Annotated in this window: 14 protein-coding genes and 1 riboswitch; of the genes, 9 read left to right on the top strand and 5 right to left on the bottom strand. The window is 68.4% G+C overall.

Going from position 1 to position 15958, the window contains the following annotated elements; translation table 11 throughout:
- The first annotated feature begins 240 nt into the window (after positions 1–240).
- The 3 genes from ACN0TP_RS15025 to ACN0TP_RS15015 are packed head-to-tail and all read left to right on the top strand — an operon-like array spanning position 241 to position 3336.
- Positions 241–1524, top strand: a complete 1284-nt coding sequence (locus ACN0TP_RS15025; RefSeq protein WP_417220216.1) for a quaternary amine ABC transporter ATP-binding protein — start codon at positions 241–243, stop codon at positions 1522–1524.
- Entirely contained in the window at positions 1525–2379 is an 855-nt protein-coding gene (locus ACN0TP_RS15020) for an ABC transporter permease (RefSeq protein WP_417220214.1), read from the top strand.
- Positions 2380–2421: 42 nt separating this feature from the next.
- Positions 2422–3336, top strand: a complete 915-nt coding sequence (locus ACN0TP_RS15015) for a glycine betaine ABC transporter substrate-binding protein (protein ID WP_417220213.1) — start codon at positions 2422–2424, stop codon at positions 3334–3336.
- 95 nt (positions 3337–3431) lie between these two features.
- Here ACN0TP_RS15015 and ACN0TP_RS15010 read toward each other — a convergent pair whose 3' ends face one another.
- Positions 3432–4862, bottom strand: a complete 1431-nt coding sequence (locus tag ACN0TP_RS15010) for an aldehyde dehydrogenase family protein (RefSeq protein ID WP_417220211.1) — start codon at positions 4860–4862, stop codon at positions 3432–3434.
- 87 nt (positions 4863–4949) lie between these two features.
- Positions 4950–5051: riboswitch (TPP riboswitch) on the top strand.
- Here ACN0TP_RS15010 and thiM point away from each other — a divergent pair.
- The 5 genes from thiM (at position 5043) to ACN0TP_RS14985 (ending at position 10446) form a co-directional block, all read left to right on the top strand.
- Entirely contained in the window at positions 5043–5864 is an 822-nt protein-coding gene (gene thiM / locus ACN0TP_RS15005; RefSeq protein ID WP_417220209.1) for a hydroxyethylthiazole kinase, read from the top strand. (Overlaps the previous riboswitch by 9 nt.)
- Positions 5861–6535, top strand: a complete 675-nt coding sequence (gene thiE / locus ACN0TP_RS15000; protein ID WP_417220207.1) for a thiamine phosphate synthase — start codon at positions 5861–5863, stop codon at positions 6533–6535. The genes thiM and thiE overlap by 4 nt, the downstream gene beginning before the upstream one ends.
- Positions 6532–8052 (top strand): bifunctional hydroxymethylpyrimidine kinase/phosphomethylpyrimidine kinase, encoded by a 1521-nt coding sequence (gene thiD / locus ACN0TP_RS14995; RefSeq protein WP_417220206.1) that lies wholly within the window; start codon positions 6532–6534, stop codon positions 8050–8052. The genes thiE and thiD overlap by 4 nt, the downstream gene beginning before the upstream one ends.
- A 70-nt stretch (positions 8053–8122) precedes the next feature.
- Positions 8123–9439 (top strand): uracil-xanthine permease family protein, encoded by a 1317-nt coding sequence (locus ACN0TP_RS14990; RefSeq protein ID WP_417220204.1) that lies wholly within the window; start codon positions 8123–8125, stop codon positions 9437–9439.
- A gap of 8 nt (positions 9440–9447) precedes the next feature.
- Entirely contained in the window at positions 9448–10446 is a 999-nt protein-coding gene (locus tag ACN0TP_RS14985) for a hypothetical protein (RefSeq protein ID WP_417220202.1), read from the top strand.
- On the opposite strand, the gene ACN0TP_RS14980 is transcribed toward ACN0TP_RS14985, so the two are convergent.
- Positions 10443–11258 carry a glycerophosphodiester phosphodiesterase gene (locus tag ACN0TP_RS14980; RefSeq protein ID WP_417220201.1) on the bottom strand — a complete coding sequence of 272 codons (816 nt, stop codon included), beginning with the start codon at positions 11256–11258 and terminating at the stop codon, positions 10443–10445. The genes ACN0TP_RS14985 and ACN0TP_RS14980 overlap by 4 nt on opposite strands.
- A gap of 31 nt (positions 11259–11289) precedes the next feature.
- Here ACN0TP_RS14980 and ACN0TP_RS14975 point away from each other — a divergent pair, with 31 nt between their 5' ends.
- A complete protein-coding gene (locus ACN0TP_RS14975) occupies positions 11290–11967 on the top strand; it encodes a nitrilase-related carbon-nitrogen hydrolase (protein ID WP_417220199.1) in 678 nt (225 codons plus the stop codon).
- 56 nt (positions 11968–12023) lie between these two features.
- On the opposite strand, the gene ACN0TP_RS14970 is transcribed toward ACN0TP_RS14975, so the two are convergent.
- From ACN0TP_RS14970 to ACN0TP_RS14960, 3 genes are all read right to left on the bottom strand, one after another.
- Positions 12024–14045 carry a DUF222 domain-containing protein gene (locus tag ACN0TP_RS14970; RefSeq protein WP_417220198.1) on the bottom strand — a complete coding sequence of 674 codons (2022 nt, stop codon included), beginning with the start codon at positions 14043–14045 and terminating at the stop codon, positions 12024–12026.
- Positions 14046–14158: 113 nt separating this feature from the next.
- Complete coding sequence (locus ACN0TP_RS14965; RefSeq protein WP_417220196.1) at positions 14159–14971, bottom strand: HAD family hydrolase; 813 nt, start codon at positions 14969–14971, stop codon at positions 14159–14161.
- A gap of 28 nt (positions 14972–14999) precedes the next feature.
- Positions 15000–15914, bottom strand: a complete 915-nt coding sequence (locus ACN0TP_RS14960; protein WP_417220195.1) for a carbohydrate kinase family protein — start codon at positions 15912–15914, stop codon at positions 15000–15002.
- Positions 15915–15958: the final 44 nt, after the last annotated feature.

The following is a 15958-nucleotide window of genomic DNA, read 5'->3' as shown; positions in this document are numbered from 1 at the left end:
GCCCGGGTGTAGCCTCAGTCAAACAACGGATTTCAGCCCACGGCGAACATCGGGTTGTTAGCGTTGCAGTAGAAAGTCAATCACTCGCCCTGTCAGACGGACTTTCCTGGCCCCATCGCTGGCGGCCATGGATCTGCACGTCGGGGACGGGTTGCCGAGCAATCGGTCTGCCTCCACCCGGACCCAGGCCGTGGACGGGAAAACGTGAATACTACTGAGACAGCGCAACCGGCGCTACGCGTGAGCAACGCGTACAAGGTCTTCGGCCGCCGGGGCAATGAGGCGGTCAAGCTCCTCAAGGCCGGCAAGACCCGCAAGGACGTCTCGTCCCTGGGCACCGCGGCGGTCATCGACGCGAGCTTCGACGTGAAGCCCGGAGAGATCTTCGTGGTCATGGGCCTCTCCGGCTCCGGGAAGTCAACCCTGATCCGCATGCTCAACGGCCTCTGGCCGATGACCAGCGGCTCCGTTGTCATCGGGGACACTGACATCGCCAAGATCTCGGCCAAGAAGCTGCGCAAGGTCCGCCAACAACGGATCTCCATGGTCTTCCAGCACTTTGCCCTCCTCCCGCACCGCACCGTCCTGCAGAACGCCGCCTACGCCCTGGAGATCCAGGGAGTTGGAACCGCGGAGCGGACCCAGCGGGCCAACAAGGTCCTGGACGTCGTGGGTCTCAACGGCTGGGGCGATAAATACCCCAGCGAGCTCTCCGGCGGCATGCAGCAACGCGTTGGCCTGGCCCGCGCCTTGGCTGCCGAAACCGACATCCTCCTCATGGACGAGGCCTTCTCCGCCCTGGATCCCCTGATCCGCCGCGACATGCAGGAGCAGCTGGCATCCTTGCAGGCCGAACTCGGCAAGACGATCATCTTCATCACACACGACCTGAACGAAGCCATGTTCCTCGGCGATCGCATCGCCGTCATGCGTGACGGAGAGATCGTGCAGATCGGCACCCCGGATGACATCCTCACCCATCCAGCCAACGACTACGTCTCGGCCTTCGTCCGCGACGTGGACCGCACCCGGGTGCTCACCGCAGGAACCGTCATGGAGACCCCGCGCGCCGTCGTCAACCTCTCCGGTGGAGCCCGAAACGCACTGCGGACCATGCGGGAACTCCAGACGTCGGCAGCCTTCGTCGTGGATCGACGACGCGTGCTGCTGGGGTCCGTTCGCGACCGCGAGGTGATGGCGCTGCTTGAACGCGGCGGATCCAACCTGGAGGAAATCATCACCTCCCGCAATGCGCCGATCACCGCCGATACGGCCCTGAACGACCTCTTCGGCCGGTCCGTGGAGTCACCGGTCCCGCTGCCGGTCGTCGACGACGAGGGCCGCCTGATCGGTGCCATTGCCCGTGCCACACTGCTCTCCGCCCTGGGCAACGTCCCCTCGAGCACCAGTGGCATGCCCGTGGTCACCCCGGGCCAGACCGCGGGGACAGATGAGGGAACCACCATGGCACCCGGTGATGCCGTCGACGACGGCCCGATCGAGGACGAAGGAGAGGTCCGCTAGATGGGAGAGAACCTGTTCCGCATTCCCGTCGGCCACTGGGTCGAAACGGTTTTGGACTGGATTACCGCCAATTTCGAGGCCTTTTTCGATGTCGTCAAACTGGTCTTCCAGAATTTCAACGACTCCTTGGTGTGGATCCTGACCGAGCCACCCTTCTGGGTCATCATCCTGGTGCTGGCCGTCCTGGCATGGCTGGCCAGAAGCTGGAAACTCGGCGTGGGGACGATCGTCGGGCTGCTGTTCATCTACGGCATGAACCAATGGCAGAACTCCATGGAGACTTTGGCGCTGGTCTTGGTGGCCAGTGTCATCGCTGTCGTCATCAGCGTCCCGCTGGGCATCCTCACGGCGAAATCCAGGGTGGTTTCCACGATCGTCAAACCGATATTGGACTTCCTGCAGACCATGCCGGCGTTCGTCTACCTCATCCCGGCCATTCTGCTGTTGGGGATCGGAGCCGTGCCTGGCATCGTGGCGACAATCGTCTTCTCCCTGGCACCTGGAACCCGCTTCACCGAGCTGGGCATCCGCAACGTTAACACCGAGGTCCTCGAAGCCGGCCAGGCGTTCGGCGCCTCCCCCGGACGCATCCTGCGCCAGATCCAGATCCCGCTGGCCCTGCCGACCATCATGGCCGGCATCAACCAGGTCATCATGCTCTCGCTGTCCATGGTGGTCATCGCCGGCATGGTTGGTGCGGGCGGTTTGGGTGCTGCCGTCTACAAGGCGCTAACCACCTTGAACACACCGCTGGGCGTCGAGTCAGGTCTCTCGGTGGTCGTTCTGGCCATCATCCTGGACCGCATCACCGCCTCGCTCGGGCAGTCAAACGCATCGAGCCGCAACGCCTCTTGACCCAACCGCCCCACGTGCGGGGCGCCAAGAAAGGAACAAATAATGAAGAAGAAACTCGCATCAATGATGGGGATAGCCGCCGTGGCGGCCATGGCCCTGACTGCCTGCGGAAGCGGCAGCGGCGGCAGCGGCGAATCCGCTGCCCCGGCCTCACCGGAAAACGGCGACAAGGCGGCCCTGAACATCGGTGTCATGGCCGGATGGGACGAAGGCGTCGCAGTGTCCAACCTCTGGAAGCAGATCCTGGACAAGAAGGGATACGACGTCACCCTCACCGACGCCGATGCCGCCCCGGTCTTCTCCGGCGTTGCCTCTGGCGACCTCGACCTGACCATGGACGTGTGGATGCCGCAGACCCATAAGGACTACATGAAGAAGTACGGCGACCAGATGACGAAGTTGGGCACCTGGTACGACGACGCCAAACTGACGATCGCGGTCAACAAGGACGCCCCCATTGACTCCTTGGACGAGTTGGCAGCCAACGCCGACAAGTTCGACAACACAATCTACGGCATCGACCCGGGCGCCGGTTTGACCAAGGCCACCCAGGAAAAGGCGATCCCGGAATACGGTCTGGAGAAAATGGATTTCAAGACGTCTTCCACCCCGGCCATGCTGAGCCAGTTGAAGAAGGCCACCAAGGCCGGCGACAACATCGTGGTCACCCTGTGGCGTCCGCACTGGGCCTACGATGAGTTCCCGATCAAGGACCTGAAGGACCCCAAGGGAGCCATGGGCAAGGCCGAGAACATCACGTCCTACGGCAACAAGGACTTCAAGGAAAACTACCCGGGGCTGTCCAAGTGGCTGGACAACTTCAAGATGGACGACGAGCACCTGTTCTCGTTGGAGAACGCCATGTTCAACGGCACCGATACGGACGACTACGCGCCGATCGTCGACAAGTGGATCTCCGAGAACCAGGACTACGTCGACGCCCTGACCAAGGAGTAGCCACACCACGGGTCTGGATCCAGATCCCCTCCGGAGACCCGGTTCGCACCCGCTGCGGACCGGGTCTTTCGTCTGTCCACCGGACAGCGCCCCGCTCAGCCGATCGAACGCATGATCCTGCGCTTTGCCCAGCCGAAGGGCGGGTAGACGGCGCGCAGGGTGTCGATCATCGCGGTCTTCGACAGCACCGGGCGTTGCTGGCTGAACGTGTCGAATCCCCACTTGCCGTGGTAGTTCCCCATGCCCGATGCACCCACCCCGCCGAAGGGCAGGTCGGGGACGGCCAGGTGCATGTTGCACACGTTGTGCCCGATTCCCCCGGCACGCACCTGGTCCTCGAAGGCGGTGTGCAGCCGGGGGCGTTCGCTGAAGAGGTAGGCGGACAGCGGCGAGGGCCGTGAGTTGATGAACCGTACAGCATCGTCGAACCGGTCCACCCGCACGATCGGCAGGACCGGGCCGAAGATCTCCTCGGTCATCACCGGCGCCTGCGGGTCGACATCGGCCAGCACGGTCGGCTCGATGTAGCGCGTGGCCGCGTCGTTCGAGCCTCCGGAGACCACCCTTCCCTGCTGCTGGTAGGAGGCGATGCGCGCGAAGTGGGCGTCGTTGACGATCCTGCCGTAGTCACGACTGGCCGCAGGGTCCTTGCCGTAGAACGAGGCGATCACCTTCGGCAACTGCCGCTCGAGCTCGTCCGCCACCTGCGCCCCCACCGCCAGGACATAGTCGGGTGCCACGCAGGTCTGCCCGGCATTCATGAACTTCCCATGCGCAATCCGTCGGGCGATGGCCGCAACGTTGCCGTCACACACCACCGCAGGGCTCTTGCCCCCGAGTTCCAGGGTCGCGGGGGTGAGTTGCTCGGCGGCGGCGTGGGCCACGATCCGCCCGACGCGTTCGCCCCCGGTGTAGAAGATGTGGTCCCACGACTGCCCCAGCAGCTCGGTCGTCGTCTCCGCGCCGCCCTCCACCACGGCGACGGCCCGCCGGTCCAGGTAGGCAGGCACCAGGCGGGCCAGCAGGGCCGACGTGGCGGGCGCGAGTTCGGAGGGTTTCAGGACCACGGTGTTCCCCGCGGCCAGGGCACCGACGAGGGGGCCGAGCAGCAGCAGGACGGGGTAGTTCCAGGGTGCGATGACCAGGACCATGCCCAGCGGGCGCGCCTGGACGCGCGCCGTGGCCGGCTGCAGGGACACGGGGACCCTCACGTGCCGGTCGGCGACCCAGTCGCCCAGATGCAGTTGCGCGTGGTCGATCTCCGCCTTGATGCGGTCCAGCTCCGTCAGGCGGGATTCGGCGTCCGGTTTGCCCAGGTCGGCCGCCAAGGCAGCGCACAGCGCCTCGTCGTTTTCGGCGAGCAGCCTCTCGAGCGCCTTCAACTGCACGGAACGGAATCGCCGGGTCTGGGCCAGGCGGGAGTCGGTGGCGTCGCGCAGCCGCCGGGCGGCGTCGGCCGGTCGTTCGGCGGGCGTCCGGGGATCCAGGGGTGCAGCGGTCGAGGGGGCACGTCGGTTCTTGGCCATGCGTATGACAGTAACGCCCGCAGCCGGTGATTCGGGTGGTCCGGGTCACCAAGTTGTCCCGTGACGCCCGCTGCCGGTAGGCTCGCGCACATTGACACGGGGTGTCCGCCCCACACGAGCGGACTGAGATCACACCCGAACGAACCTGATCTAGTTAGCACTAGCGGAGGGATGTCGCCCATGCATGCGCATGCGCCCACCAACACCTGCACACCTGCCGATCTGGGCCTCGCCCTCGAGAGGCTGCGCACCACGGCGCCGTTGGTCCAATGCCTGACCAATGCAGTCGTCACGAATTTCACCGCCAACGTCCTGGTGGCCGCCGGGGCTTCCCCGGCCATGGTGGACGTGCCCGGGGAGGCCGCCGACTTCGCGGCAGTGGCCTCGGCGGTGCTCATCAACCTGGGCACACCCCACGCCGGGCAGCGCCGCGCCATGCTGCAGGCTGCCCGGGCCGCCCGCACTGCGGGAACGCCGTGGGTCCTGGATCCCGTGGCCGTCGGCGGTCTGGAACTGCGGACACGGCTCGCCGAAACCCTGCTGGCCGAACGCCCCACTGTCATCCGGGCCAACGCCTCGGAGATCCTCGCACTGGCGACCTCGGGCACCGGAGGGCGGGGCGTCGATGCCACGCACGACGTCGAAGCCGCCCGCGTCTCCGCCATCCACCTGGCGGCAGCCACCCCCTCCATCGTCGCCGTGTCCGGCCCGGTGGACCTGGTCACCGACTCCGAACGCACCGTGCGCGTCCACGGCGGGGATCCCCTGCTGACACGCATCACCGGCGGCGGCTGCGCGCTGGGCGCGCTCGTGGCAGCCGCCGTCGCGGCGAACGACGACGATGCCCTGGTGGGCACGGCCGCCGCCCATGCGCTGTACTCGGTGGCCGCCGAACGGGCCGCCGCCACGGCTTCGGGGCCGGGCTCCTTCGCCGTGGGGTTCCTGGATGCGCTGGCCGCCGTCTCGCCAGAGGACCTGGCCGCCCGGGCGGTGATCGCATGAGCACGCCCACCGCCGTGACCGGGATCTACCTCGTCGCCGACGCGGCCAGCACCGCCGGACGGCCGCTGGCCGACATCGTGGCAGCTGCCGTTGCCTCGGGCATCAGCACCATCCAGCTGCGGTGCAAGGACCTCCCGGCCCGGGCGTTCCTGGACGAGGTCGCCGCCTGCGCCCCACAGGCCGCGGGCAGGGCCCTGCTGCTGGTGAACGACCGCATCGACGTCTACCTCGCCGCACGGGCCGCCGGCCTCGCCGTCAACGGGGTCCACATTGGACAGCAGGACCTGCCCGCCGACGCCGTCCGGGACCTGATCGGACCGGACGCGGTGCTGGGTTTGAGTGCCAGCACCCCAGCACACTTTGCCGCGGTGGCTGCCCTGCCGGCCGGCACCGTGGACTACCTGGGCACCGGTGCGGTGCGCCCGACCCCCACCAAGAAGGACCACCCCACCCCGCTCGGCTTCGCGGGCCTGGGCCGGCTCGTGGCCCAGGCGCCGCTGCCCTGCGTGGCCATCGGGGGGCTGGGCCACGGCGACGCCGCCGACGTCCACGCCGCCGGGGCGGCCGGGATGGCCGTGGTCCGGGCGATCTGCGCCGCGGCGGACCCGGGCGCGGCCGCCGTCAATCTGCGTGTCGAGTGGGCCGCAGCGACCGGGGAGGGCGGCCGATGAGCGGGGCGCGCATTCCGAACATCCTCTCGATCGCCGGCTCGGACCCCTCCGGCGGGGCAGGGATCCAGGCGGACCTGAAGTCGATTGCGGCCTGCGGTGGCTACGGCATGGCGGCCATCGCCGCGCTGACCGTGCAGAACACCCGCGGCGTGACCGGGGTCCACACCCCACCGGCGGACTTCCTCACCGGACAGCTTCAGGCGATCTCCGGCGACATCCGTATCGATGCCGTGAAGATCGGCATGCTGGCCACCGCCGAGGTCATCGAGGCAGTCACCGGGTGGCTGGGCACCCAGCCAGGCACCGCCGTCGTGCTGGATCCTGTCCTGGTCTCCACGTCAGGTGACCGGCTGCTGGAGCACGACGCCGAGGCCGCCCTGCGCCGTCTGCTGCCGTTGGTCACGGTGGTCACCCCGAACACCGCGGAGTTGGCTGCGCTGCTGGGGGAACCGGAGGCCACCGGGTGGGACGCGGTGCTGGGACAGGCGGAGCGGTTGGCGCACCGCTACAACGTGCTGGTGCTGGCCAAGGGAGGCCACCTGGCCGGCGGGGAACGCCCCGACGCGCTGGTCGGGCCCGACGGGGTCCACGCCGAGGTGTCCGGCCCGCGCGTCGACACCCCGAACTCGCACGGCACCGGTTGCTCGCTCTCCTCCGCGCTGGCCACGTTGTGGGCCAGATGTGGCGACTGGGGCGATGCGCTCCGGCTGGCCCGCGGGTGGTTGCAGGACGCCCTCGCCACGGCCGGGGAGCTCGAGGTGGGTGGTGGCCACGGGCCGGTGAACCACTTCTCGGCGCTCTGGGCCGGGCGGATGGCCCCCTCGGCCGACGCGTTGCTCTCGACGTGGTGGGACGGGATCGCCGGGCTGCGCTCGCGCATCGATTCCCTGACGTTCATCCGCGGGCTGCGGGACGGAAGCCTGCCGGCCGGCGAATTCCACTTCTACCTGGCCCAGGATGCCCTCTACCTGCGCACGTATTCGCAGGTCCTCTCCCGGGCCGCGCAGCTGGCACCGAACCGCGAGGAGCAATCGTTTTGGGCCGCCGGCGCCGTCGGTGCGCTTCAGGAGGAGGCCAACCTGCACCGGTCCCGGCTGGGAGCCACCGGCGATCCGGAGCCGAGCCCCACCACGTCGGCCTACCTGAACCACCTGCTCGCCTCGGACACCTCCTACCCGCAACTCGTCGCCGCGATCCTGCCCTGCTATTGGCTGTACCAGGACATCGGGCGGCGGCTGGCAGCGGCGTCGAGCCCCGGGAACCCCTATGCCGACTGGCTCGACGCCTACTCCAGCCCGGAGTTCGATGAGGCCACCGCCGCCGCGATCGCCACCGTGCAACAGGTTGCCTTTCGTGCCGACGCGACCGGGCTGGCGGCCATGCGCCGGGCCTTCGAGGAGTCGAGCCGGCATGAGCTCGCGTTCTTCGCGCAGACCTCGGCCGATGCCGCAGCGGGCCGGGTCGCCGCCCCCAGGGAGGTCGACGCCGACGGGCTCGTGGGCGTGCCCAGCCTGTAGGATTCCGTGGGGGTTCCGCATCGGTGCGGGCCCCGGCAGAACACCCGCAGGGCCCACACGGAGGACACCCATGAGCAGCAGATTCGGCTACGGCTGGACGGTCCACGGCGACGGCAAGACGATCCGGCCGGGCACCGTCGTGGCACCGGATGAACGGCTGAACTGGTTCCAGACCACCGGCATCGGCGTCCAGCACGTGATGGCCATGTTCGGTTCCACCGTGCTGGTCCCCGCCCTGACCGGCTTCCCGGTCACCGCCACCCTGTTCTTCTCCGGTGTCGGCACGCTGCTGTTCCTGCTCATCACCGCCGGCAGGGTCCCCAGCTACCTGGGGTCCTCCTTCGCCTTCATCGCCCCGGTGACCGCCGCCATGGCAGGCCACGGCTTCGCCGGCGCCTTGGGCGGGGTGGTCATCTCCGGGCTGGCCCTGTTCATCATCGGCCTGGTTGTGCAGAAGTCCGGTACCGGGTGGATCCACGCGCTCATGCCGCCGGTGGTCATGGGCACGATCGTTGCCCTGATCGGCCTGAACCTGGCAGGTGCCACCACGGAGGCCATGCAGACCGTTCCGTTGACCACGTTCACCACCGTCGCCGCCATCGTCTTCTCGGCCGTCCTGTTCCGGGGCCTGTTGGGACGCCTGTCGATCCTGGTGGGGATCGTTCTCGGCTACCTCGTGGCCCTGGTCCAGGGGCAGGTGGACTTCACCGCCGTCGGGGCGGCCGGCTGGCTGGGGTTGCCGCCGTTCGCCTTCCCGGAGTTCCATCTCGATACCCTCGCCCTGTTCCTGCCAGTGGTCTTCGTCCTGGTCGCCGAGAACATCGGCCACGTGAAGACGGTGGGCCTGATGACCAACCGCAACCTGGACGACGTCAACGGCCGGGCGCTGATGGCCGATGGCGTGGCGAGCGTCGTCGCCGGATTCGGTGGCGGCTCCGGAACCACGACCTACGCCGAGAACATCGGCGTCATGGCCTCCTCCCGCGTGTATTCCACGGCCGCCTACTGGATCGCCGGCATCGTGGCCATTCTCCTCGCGTTCCTGCCGAAGTTCGGGGCCGCCATCAACTCCATCCCCACCGGCGTCAGCGGTGGGGCCGGCATCGTGCTGTATGGCATGATCGGCATCATCGGCGCGCGCCTGTGGGTGCAGAACAAGGTGAACTTCTCCAACCCGATCAACCTGATGACCGCTGGCGCCGGCCTGATCATCGCCATCGCCGATCCGACGATCGCCGTCGGGTCGATGCAGTTCGGCGGGATTGCGCTGGGCACGATCGCCACGCTGGTGATTTTCCACGGCATGCGATTCATCGCCCGATGGCGCGGTACCGAGCCGACGGATGCCCCGGACTACGAGGGCTCGACGCCCAGCAAGCTCGGTTAGGCCCCGGCATGGCGGAATGGAACGACTATTGGGCCACCGACGCGTGGTTCGCGGAGGTCGACACGTGGGTCTCCATGGTGCTCGACACCTACGAACTGCGCCGGACGGGGCCGTTGGAGCGCGGTGGCATTGAACTGTGGTCCACCCAGGTCCAGGTGCCCACCGACCATGGCCGGCTCTTCTTCAAGGCGGTCAACCCCGGGCAGCAGTCAGAGGTGGCCCTGACGGCCGCCGCAGCACGTCTGGTCCCCGACCAGCTCGTGATGCCCCTGGCCGTCGAGCCAATGCGCGGCTGGATGATCTCCCCCGACTACGGCGAGACGATGGCGCGGATCCCCAGCACCGACTACCGGCTGTGGGAGAGGATCCTGGCGGACTTCGCCCGGCTGCAACGAGGTCTGGCCCCCTACGCCGACGAGCTCTTCGACGCAGGATTGACGCAGTTGATTCCGGCCCAGCTGCCCGGGTACATCGATGACCAGATCCTGCTGCACGCCTCCCTGCCGGCCGAGCATCCGCTGCATCTCCCCGCCCGGGATGCCGACGATTTGAACGGCCAGCTCGAACCCCTCCACGGCATGTGCGAATTCCTCGCGGCCGGTCCCATCCCGCTGTCGTTGGACCACAACGATCTGCACCGGGGCAATGTCTTCCTGCCTGCTTCCCCCGATGAGCCCCTGCGTTTCATCGACCTGGGTGACGCCTACTGGGCCCACCCGTTCTCCTCCCTCACCGTGCCCTTGCGCACCATGTCGAAGGAGCTGAATACGACACCGGCCGACCCGCGGATCCGCCGGGCCGTGACCGCGTACCTGCATGAGTGGGAGGACTACGGCACCGCCGAGGAGTTGCGCCACTACATCGAGCCGGCGCTGCGGTTGGGCAAGCTGCAGTCCCACCGGACGTGGCTGCGGATCCTCACCGGCGCGAGCGAGGCCGACCTGGAGCGCTACGCACCACGCGTGTTGCGTCCCCTGGCCGAATTGGTCGCACCGCTGACGCTCTAGGCCCGGCGTTGCGGCCAGAACCCGCGGGCCTCCATGACCTCGGCCAGCACGTCGGCGCGGTCCGTCAGGAGCCCGTCGACCCCGAGGTCGAGCAACCGTTCCATGTCCGCCCGGTCGTCGACGACCCAGACGTGGACCTGCAGGCCGGCTCGGTGCGCCTGGGCCAGAAAGCGTGGGGTCACGACCCGGAGGGGGCCACGGCGTTCCGGGACCTGCAGGGCGGCAACACCCTTCAGCCAGGGCGCCACGAGTGACATGAGGCCCACCTTCCCCAGGACCACCGCTGCGGTGATCGTGAAGACGCCGGGGCTCGTGGCGGTCGGGGCCTCGAGCAGCTCGAGGACACGGCGCCGCCGGACATCGGAAAACGAGGCAACCAGGACCCGGTCGTGCGCGCCATACCGGTTGACCAGTTCGGCAAACGGTTCCACCGAGCGATCATCCTTGATGTCGACGTTCAGCCGCACGTCCGGCCAGGCGGCGAGCACCTCCTCGAACCGCGGAATCGCCCCTCCGGCCACCCGGTAGCGGGAAACCTCAGCATGGTCGGCCTCCGCGATCGGGCCGCTGCCATTGCTGACCCGCTCAAGGGTCTCGTCATGGAAGACCATCACCACGCCGTCCCGGGTGGTGCGCACGTCCAGCTCCAAATAGCCGTATCCACGCTCGACGGCGGCCTGGAAGGCCTGCAGGGTGTTCTCCCCCAACGCGGGGTGCGCACCACGGTGCGCAAAGGCCAGCGGCCAGCCCTCACGCCGGGAACCGCCATTAGGATGCAAGTAGGGGAATGCCCTTGTCCGCCGAATATCCATTCGGCCGACTCTACCGCCCGGGAGGTCCGCCATGGCAGCACGCGTGCACCATGCCGCCGCCACGCCCGCCCCCGATCCGGGCACCAACCTCGAACGGATCCATTCCCTGCTGCTGGAGGCGGGCCGACAGGGCGTGATGCTGCTGGTCACCCCCGAACTCTTCGTGACCGCGGAGGCCACGACCGACGGCTCGCTGCTGCGCGAACGCCTGCGCTGGATGGCCAGATCCACCGGGGTCGGACTTATCGCCTCCACACCGGAGACAACGGACACCGCCACCTACATCGGGGCGGATTGGTGGGATTCCTCGGGGAACCTGGTGGCCCATGAACGCAAGCACCGCCTGGCGGAATGGCAGTTCGCCCGGGGTTTCACCGCATGGGACGGACGTCCGCTTTCCATTCTGACAAGCATGTATTCCGATCAGGGAATCAAGGGTCGAGTGGCCCTGGGCTTCGCGGACGACCTGGCTGATCCCGCCTACGAGTACTACCTGCGCGATCATGGCGTCAGCAGGTTCCTGGAGCTGGGCCCGGCTTCAACCCGGTCCGAATCCATCGAGCCGGCCCCGGCGTGGGCCCCCAAGCACACCGGGATTCCATTCCCGCAACCGGGACCGCTTCCCGAGCCCTTGTTGAGGCCCCTGCCACGCATCGCCGATTCCTGGTGGGAGACCACCATCCGCCCGGCACCCGGGTGGGGTTCCTGAGTTCGCCGACGGCCGCGTTCCTGCCTGGCCTGCGCAGTCGCTGACTCCGCCATCGATCAGTAGGGTGGCTCCTGAAGCGGATCGGGTGGTGCCTGCGACGCCGGAGGTCCAGTCTCCGCCCCATCGTCGTAGTGGCGGATGATGGGAGGTCCGTAGCCGCCGACGATTCGTTTCAGCCGACGCTTCCTCGTGGCCTTCGCGGCACCGCTCTGGGCGTAGCGTCCACGGAGCGGGTGCTCGGTCGACGAGTCGGGGACATCCTGGATCCTCCCCCACTCCCGCAGCTGCAACGCCTCGTAACGTCGATACTCGATCCTCCCCGCCCGGGTGTCCCGCAACCTGGGAGGCGGCTCCGTCGTCGCCTGGTCCCCGGGCCCGTCGGCTGCATCGGCCAACCCGGTGTCCCCGCCGTCCGGCCTGCTGGGATGATAAGGCCGCGGTTCGACGTCGGGGATCCGCGCGTCGGGATCCTTCGGCGGTGGTTCGCGGCCATCATCGTGGATCGGTTCACCCGAAACGCCTTCCCGTGGGCCGGCGGACGCCCAGGGCGCGGCGGGGTAGAAGACCCGACGGGTGCCAAACAGGCTGGTCACCAGCATCGTCCCGCCGGCACGCTGCTCAATCTCGATCAGGCCCAGGGACTTCAACCGGTGACAACGATGACACCCGAAATGGAGGTTGGCGATGTCCGTTCCCCCACCGTCCTGCCACTCCTCGGTATGGTCGATTTCGCACGTCCTCAGCGGCCCGGAGCACCCGGGGGTGGTGCACGATCCGTCCCTGAATTGCAGGGCTGCGCGCTGTGCAGCGGTGGGGCGGTAGCGTTCCCTGCCGAATTCCACCACGGCACCGGTGACCGGATCGGTGATCAACCTCCACCAGGTCCTGGCCGCATTCATGAGGCGTACCGCCGATTCCTGGTCGATGGGCCCGCCCCCCAGAAGCGTCGGAACCGGCGCTCCGGGTTCGAGCTCTGCCGTCGCGATTCCGGGGACTCCGTCCACGCCGCCGGCCGGTGGGCCGTCGACCGCCGTGTCGTCGCAGCCAACGGGGCCACCTGGCGTTCCGGGCAGCATGGTCGCGGGAATGGCGACAAACACCTCTGCCGCCACCGACTCCAACCCCTGCCCGCGGGGCCCATTGAGCATCATGTCTGTAAAGACATCTGCCCGCAGCTGGTCCATGCTTCGCCTTTCCGCGGGATCGTCCGCCGGTTGCACCGGGGTCCCCTCGCCCCTGGCCTCGCGCGCTGCCTTCTGCACATGGGCGGCGGCGTCGGGGTCGGCCTTGAGCAGCCGGGCCATCGAATCGAGCTTCGAGAAGATCGCCTGGCAGCTGGCCGTGGGCAGATATCCCGTGAGCCAGGACATGCCATCGGCGGCCTCTTCCACGGTGATCCGGCGATCGCGCAGCGCCGTCCGGGACCTCTTGGTGAAGGACAGGCCGTAGTACTTCTCCAGGACCTGGCGGCCCCGGGTCCGCAACTGAGCCGGCGATTTCCCGGGGGCGACGGCCAACATGTCCACCCCGAAATCACGTCGGTCGGCACGCGCCTGCGCGGACCGCCGTGCCATCTCCCGCTCCCACTCTTCCCGGGTCGCTTCATCGGCATTCCGATCCGGTAGAGGCAGGGGTTCGGGGACGATGTGTTGGGTGTGTTCGAGGATCCGCTGGACGTGGCTGCCCCCGATGCGGCCCAGCGTCAGCGATTCGAGGACCTCGGGCATGTCCATGACCAGCGTTTCGGCCTGGCCCAGGATCCTGTGGGCCTGGCCCGAGGAGAGGCCCGAAACCAAGGCGATCTCCATCGCTGCGCTTTCCGTTGCCGCGAAGGTGACCATGCGTCCGGTACGCAGGGACACCTGCATCCCCGGGTTCTCCTCGAGTGCCTCCAACTGCGGCGGGACCGCATGCTGGGCCTCATCGTGCAGCATCGCCGAGGCCCTGAATTTCTCGGACTCGGCAAAACGAAGCAGCGCTTCGGCGGCCTGCAGGCGTGGCGAGCCGGTCACCGAGGTGCCGGCCATGCGGGTCAGCTTCCACCCGTTGACCTCAACCGACTCCGCAACTGCTTCCATGACCCCACTCTGCCAGCCGCCACCGACAGATGGGGCGGGCGGCGGGGAGCCGTGGACAAGGCCGGGGGATGCGTCTCTTGTGAGGGGTCGGTGGATGCCCGGACGGCCGTCCGCTAGACCGGGTCCCCCGCCAGGTACCGCTCGATCACCCGGGCCACGCCGTCGTCGTGCAGGGAGGCGGTGGTGCGTCCGGCGGCCGTCTTGGCCAGCGGGTGTCCCGAGTCGACGGCATAGCCGCGCCCGGCCCAGGCGAGCATCTGCACGTCGTTGGGCATGTCGCCGAAGGCGAGCACCTCGTCGGCGCCGATCCCGAGGCCAGCGGCGTAGTCGGCCAGGGTGACCGCCTTGTTGACCTCGGGGTGGGCCATCTCCAGCAGGGCGACGCCCGGAGCCGAATGGGTGACGGAAACCAGCCCGCCGATCCGGGGCTCCACGAGGTCCTGGAAGGCCTCGGCGTCGACCTGGTGCGTCTTGGCCAGCAGCTTCACCACCCCGTCGGCATCGAGCAGCCCGACGTCGAAGGGCCCCTCGACGGCTTCGCGGATCCGGGCCCTTGAGGCCGCCTCGTCCAGGAAACCCGGCTCGAGCAGCAGGCCTTTGAGGGTTTCGGCGGCGAAGACTGCCCCGGGCTCGAGCGAGCGGATGCGCCGCTGCACCTGAAGGACCGTCGACCCGGAGATCGTGTGGCTGGCCAGGATGCTTTCGGCCTCGAGATCGTAGACCAGGGCCCCATTGGAACAGATCACGGTGCCCAGATGTCCGAACGCACGCTGCACGGGGCCCAGCCAGCGGAAGGGCCGGCCGGTGACGAAGACGACGTGCAGCCCCGCGTTCCGGGCCGCGGCGAAGGCGGCGACCGTGCGCGCGGAAATCGACTCGTCGGCGTGCAGGATGGTGCCGTCGAGGTCGCTGGCAATCAGGCGCATGGAGGCAGGCGGTCCGTCGGTGAGGGGGTCAGGAGATCTCGGCCCGGTGCGGGGGGTTGGCACCGGGGCGGGAAACGGTGACCGCTGCGGCCCGGGTGGCGTAGCCGAGGACTTCACCGAGCTGTCCCGGGGTCAGGGCGTGCAGGGCCTCCCGGCGCGCGGCACCGACCAGCTCACGGTCCACCAGCGCCGAGAGCAGGGCCGACATGTACGAATCCCCGGCCCCCACCGTGTCCGCCACGTCGACCACCGGCGCCTTCGCCTCGGCCTCCCCGGCGGCCACGACGCCGCGCGAACCCCCGGAACCGTAGGTCGCCACGACCATCGCCGGGCCCAGGGCCAGCCAGGCCTTCACGCTCTCCTCCACACTGCGTTCGGGGTAGAGCCACTGCAGGTCCGAATCGCTGGCCCGCACGACGTCGCTGAGCGCCACGAAGCGCTCGAACTGCTCGACGGCCTCGGCGTGGTGCGTCACGAAGCTGGGGCGCACGTTCGGATCGTAGGAGATGGTCGCATGCGGCCGGGCGCGCTCGATGGCGGCCAGGACGGTGGCCGCACCGGGTTGGAGCACCGTGGCGATCGAGCCGGTGTGCACCAGCTGCGAGTCGGCCAGGGCATTCGACGTCGCGGGGTCGAAAGCGGAAAGGTCCCAGACCATGTCGAACTCGTAGGTGGCGGCACCCACGGGGTCCAGCGTGCCGTGGGCCGTGGACGTCGGCAGGGCGTCGGGGGCCAGGACCTCCTGGACGTCGTTGGAGCGCAGGTGCTCGTGGATCATGCGCCCGTACTCGTCATCGCCGTAGCGGCCCACGAAGGAGACCGGATGGCCCAGCCGGGCCAGTCCCACGGCGACGTTCATCGGACTGCCCCCGACGTAGGCCTGGGGCGCGGCAATGCCGCCGGACAGCACGTCAACGAGGGCCTCGCCCATAACAGTCAGCACTTCTCAACCTTACCTGTGGTCGTTCCGGACGCCCCGTCCGCTTC

It is taken from the genome of Arthrobacter sp. (assembly GCF_048266065.1).
Lineage (GTDB): Bacteria > Actinomycetota > Actinomycetes > Actinomycetales > Micrococcaceae > Arthrobacter_H.
The sequence above is the reverse complement of the archived record's forward strand: the minus strand, read 5'-3'. Positions and strand labels throughout refer to the sequence as shown.

Excerpts from the sequence above, each read along its gene's own strand:
- thiE (WP_417220207.1), top strand. The coding sequence starts at position 5,861 with ATGAGCACGCCCACCGCCGTGACCGGGATCTACCTCGTCGCCGACGCG.
- ACN0TP_RS14975 (WP_417220199.1), top strand. The coding sequence starts at position 11,290 with ATGGCAGCACGCGTGCACCATGCCGCCGCCACGCCCGCCCCCGATCCG.
- ACN0TP_RS14965 (WP_417220196.1), bottom strand. The coding sequence starts at position 14,971 with ATGCGCCTGATTGCCAGCGACCTCGACGGCACCATCCTGCACGCCGAC.
- ACN0TP_RS14985 (WP_417220202.1), top strand. The coding sequence starts at position 9,448 with ATGGCGGAATGGAACGACTATTGGGCCACCGACGCGTGGTTCGCGGAG.
- ACN0TP_RS15020 (WP_417220214.1), top strand. The coding sequence starts at position 1,525 with ATGGGAGAGAACCTGTTCCGCATTCCCGTCGGCCACTGGGTCGAAACG.
- ACN0TP_RS15010 (WP_417220211.1), bottom strand. The coding sequence starts at position 4,862 with ATGGCCAAGAACCGACGTGCCCCCTCGACCGCTGCACCCCTGGATCCC.
- ACN0TP_RS15015 (WP_417220213.1), top strand. The coding sequence starts at position 2,422 with ATGAAGAAGAAACTCGCATCAATGATGGGGATAGCCGCCGTGGCGGCC.
- ACN0TP_RS14990 (WP_417220204.1), top strand. The coding sequence starts at position 8,123 with ATGAGCAGCAGATTCGGCTACGGCTGGACGGTCCACGGCGACGGCAAG.
- thiD (WP_417220206.1), top strand. The coding sequence starts at position 6,532 with ATGAGCGGGGCGCGCATTCCGAACATCCTCTCGATCGCCGGCTCGGAC.
- thiM (WP_417220209.1), top strand. The coding sequence starts at position 5,043 with ATGCATGCGCATGCGCCCACCAACACCTGCACACCTGCCGATCTGGGC.
- ACN0TP_RS14970 (WP_417220198.1), bottom strand. The coding sequence starts at position 14,045 with ATGGAAGCAGTTGCGGAGTCGGTTGAGGTCAACGGGTGGAAGCTGACC.
- ACN0TP_RS14980 (WP_417220201.1), bottom strand. The coding sequence starts at position 11,258 with ATGGATATTCGGCGGACAAGGGCATTCCCCTACTTGCATCCTAATGGC.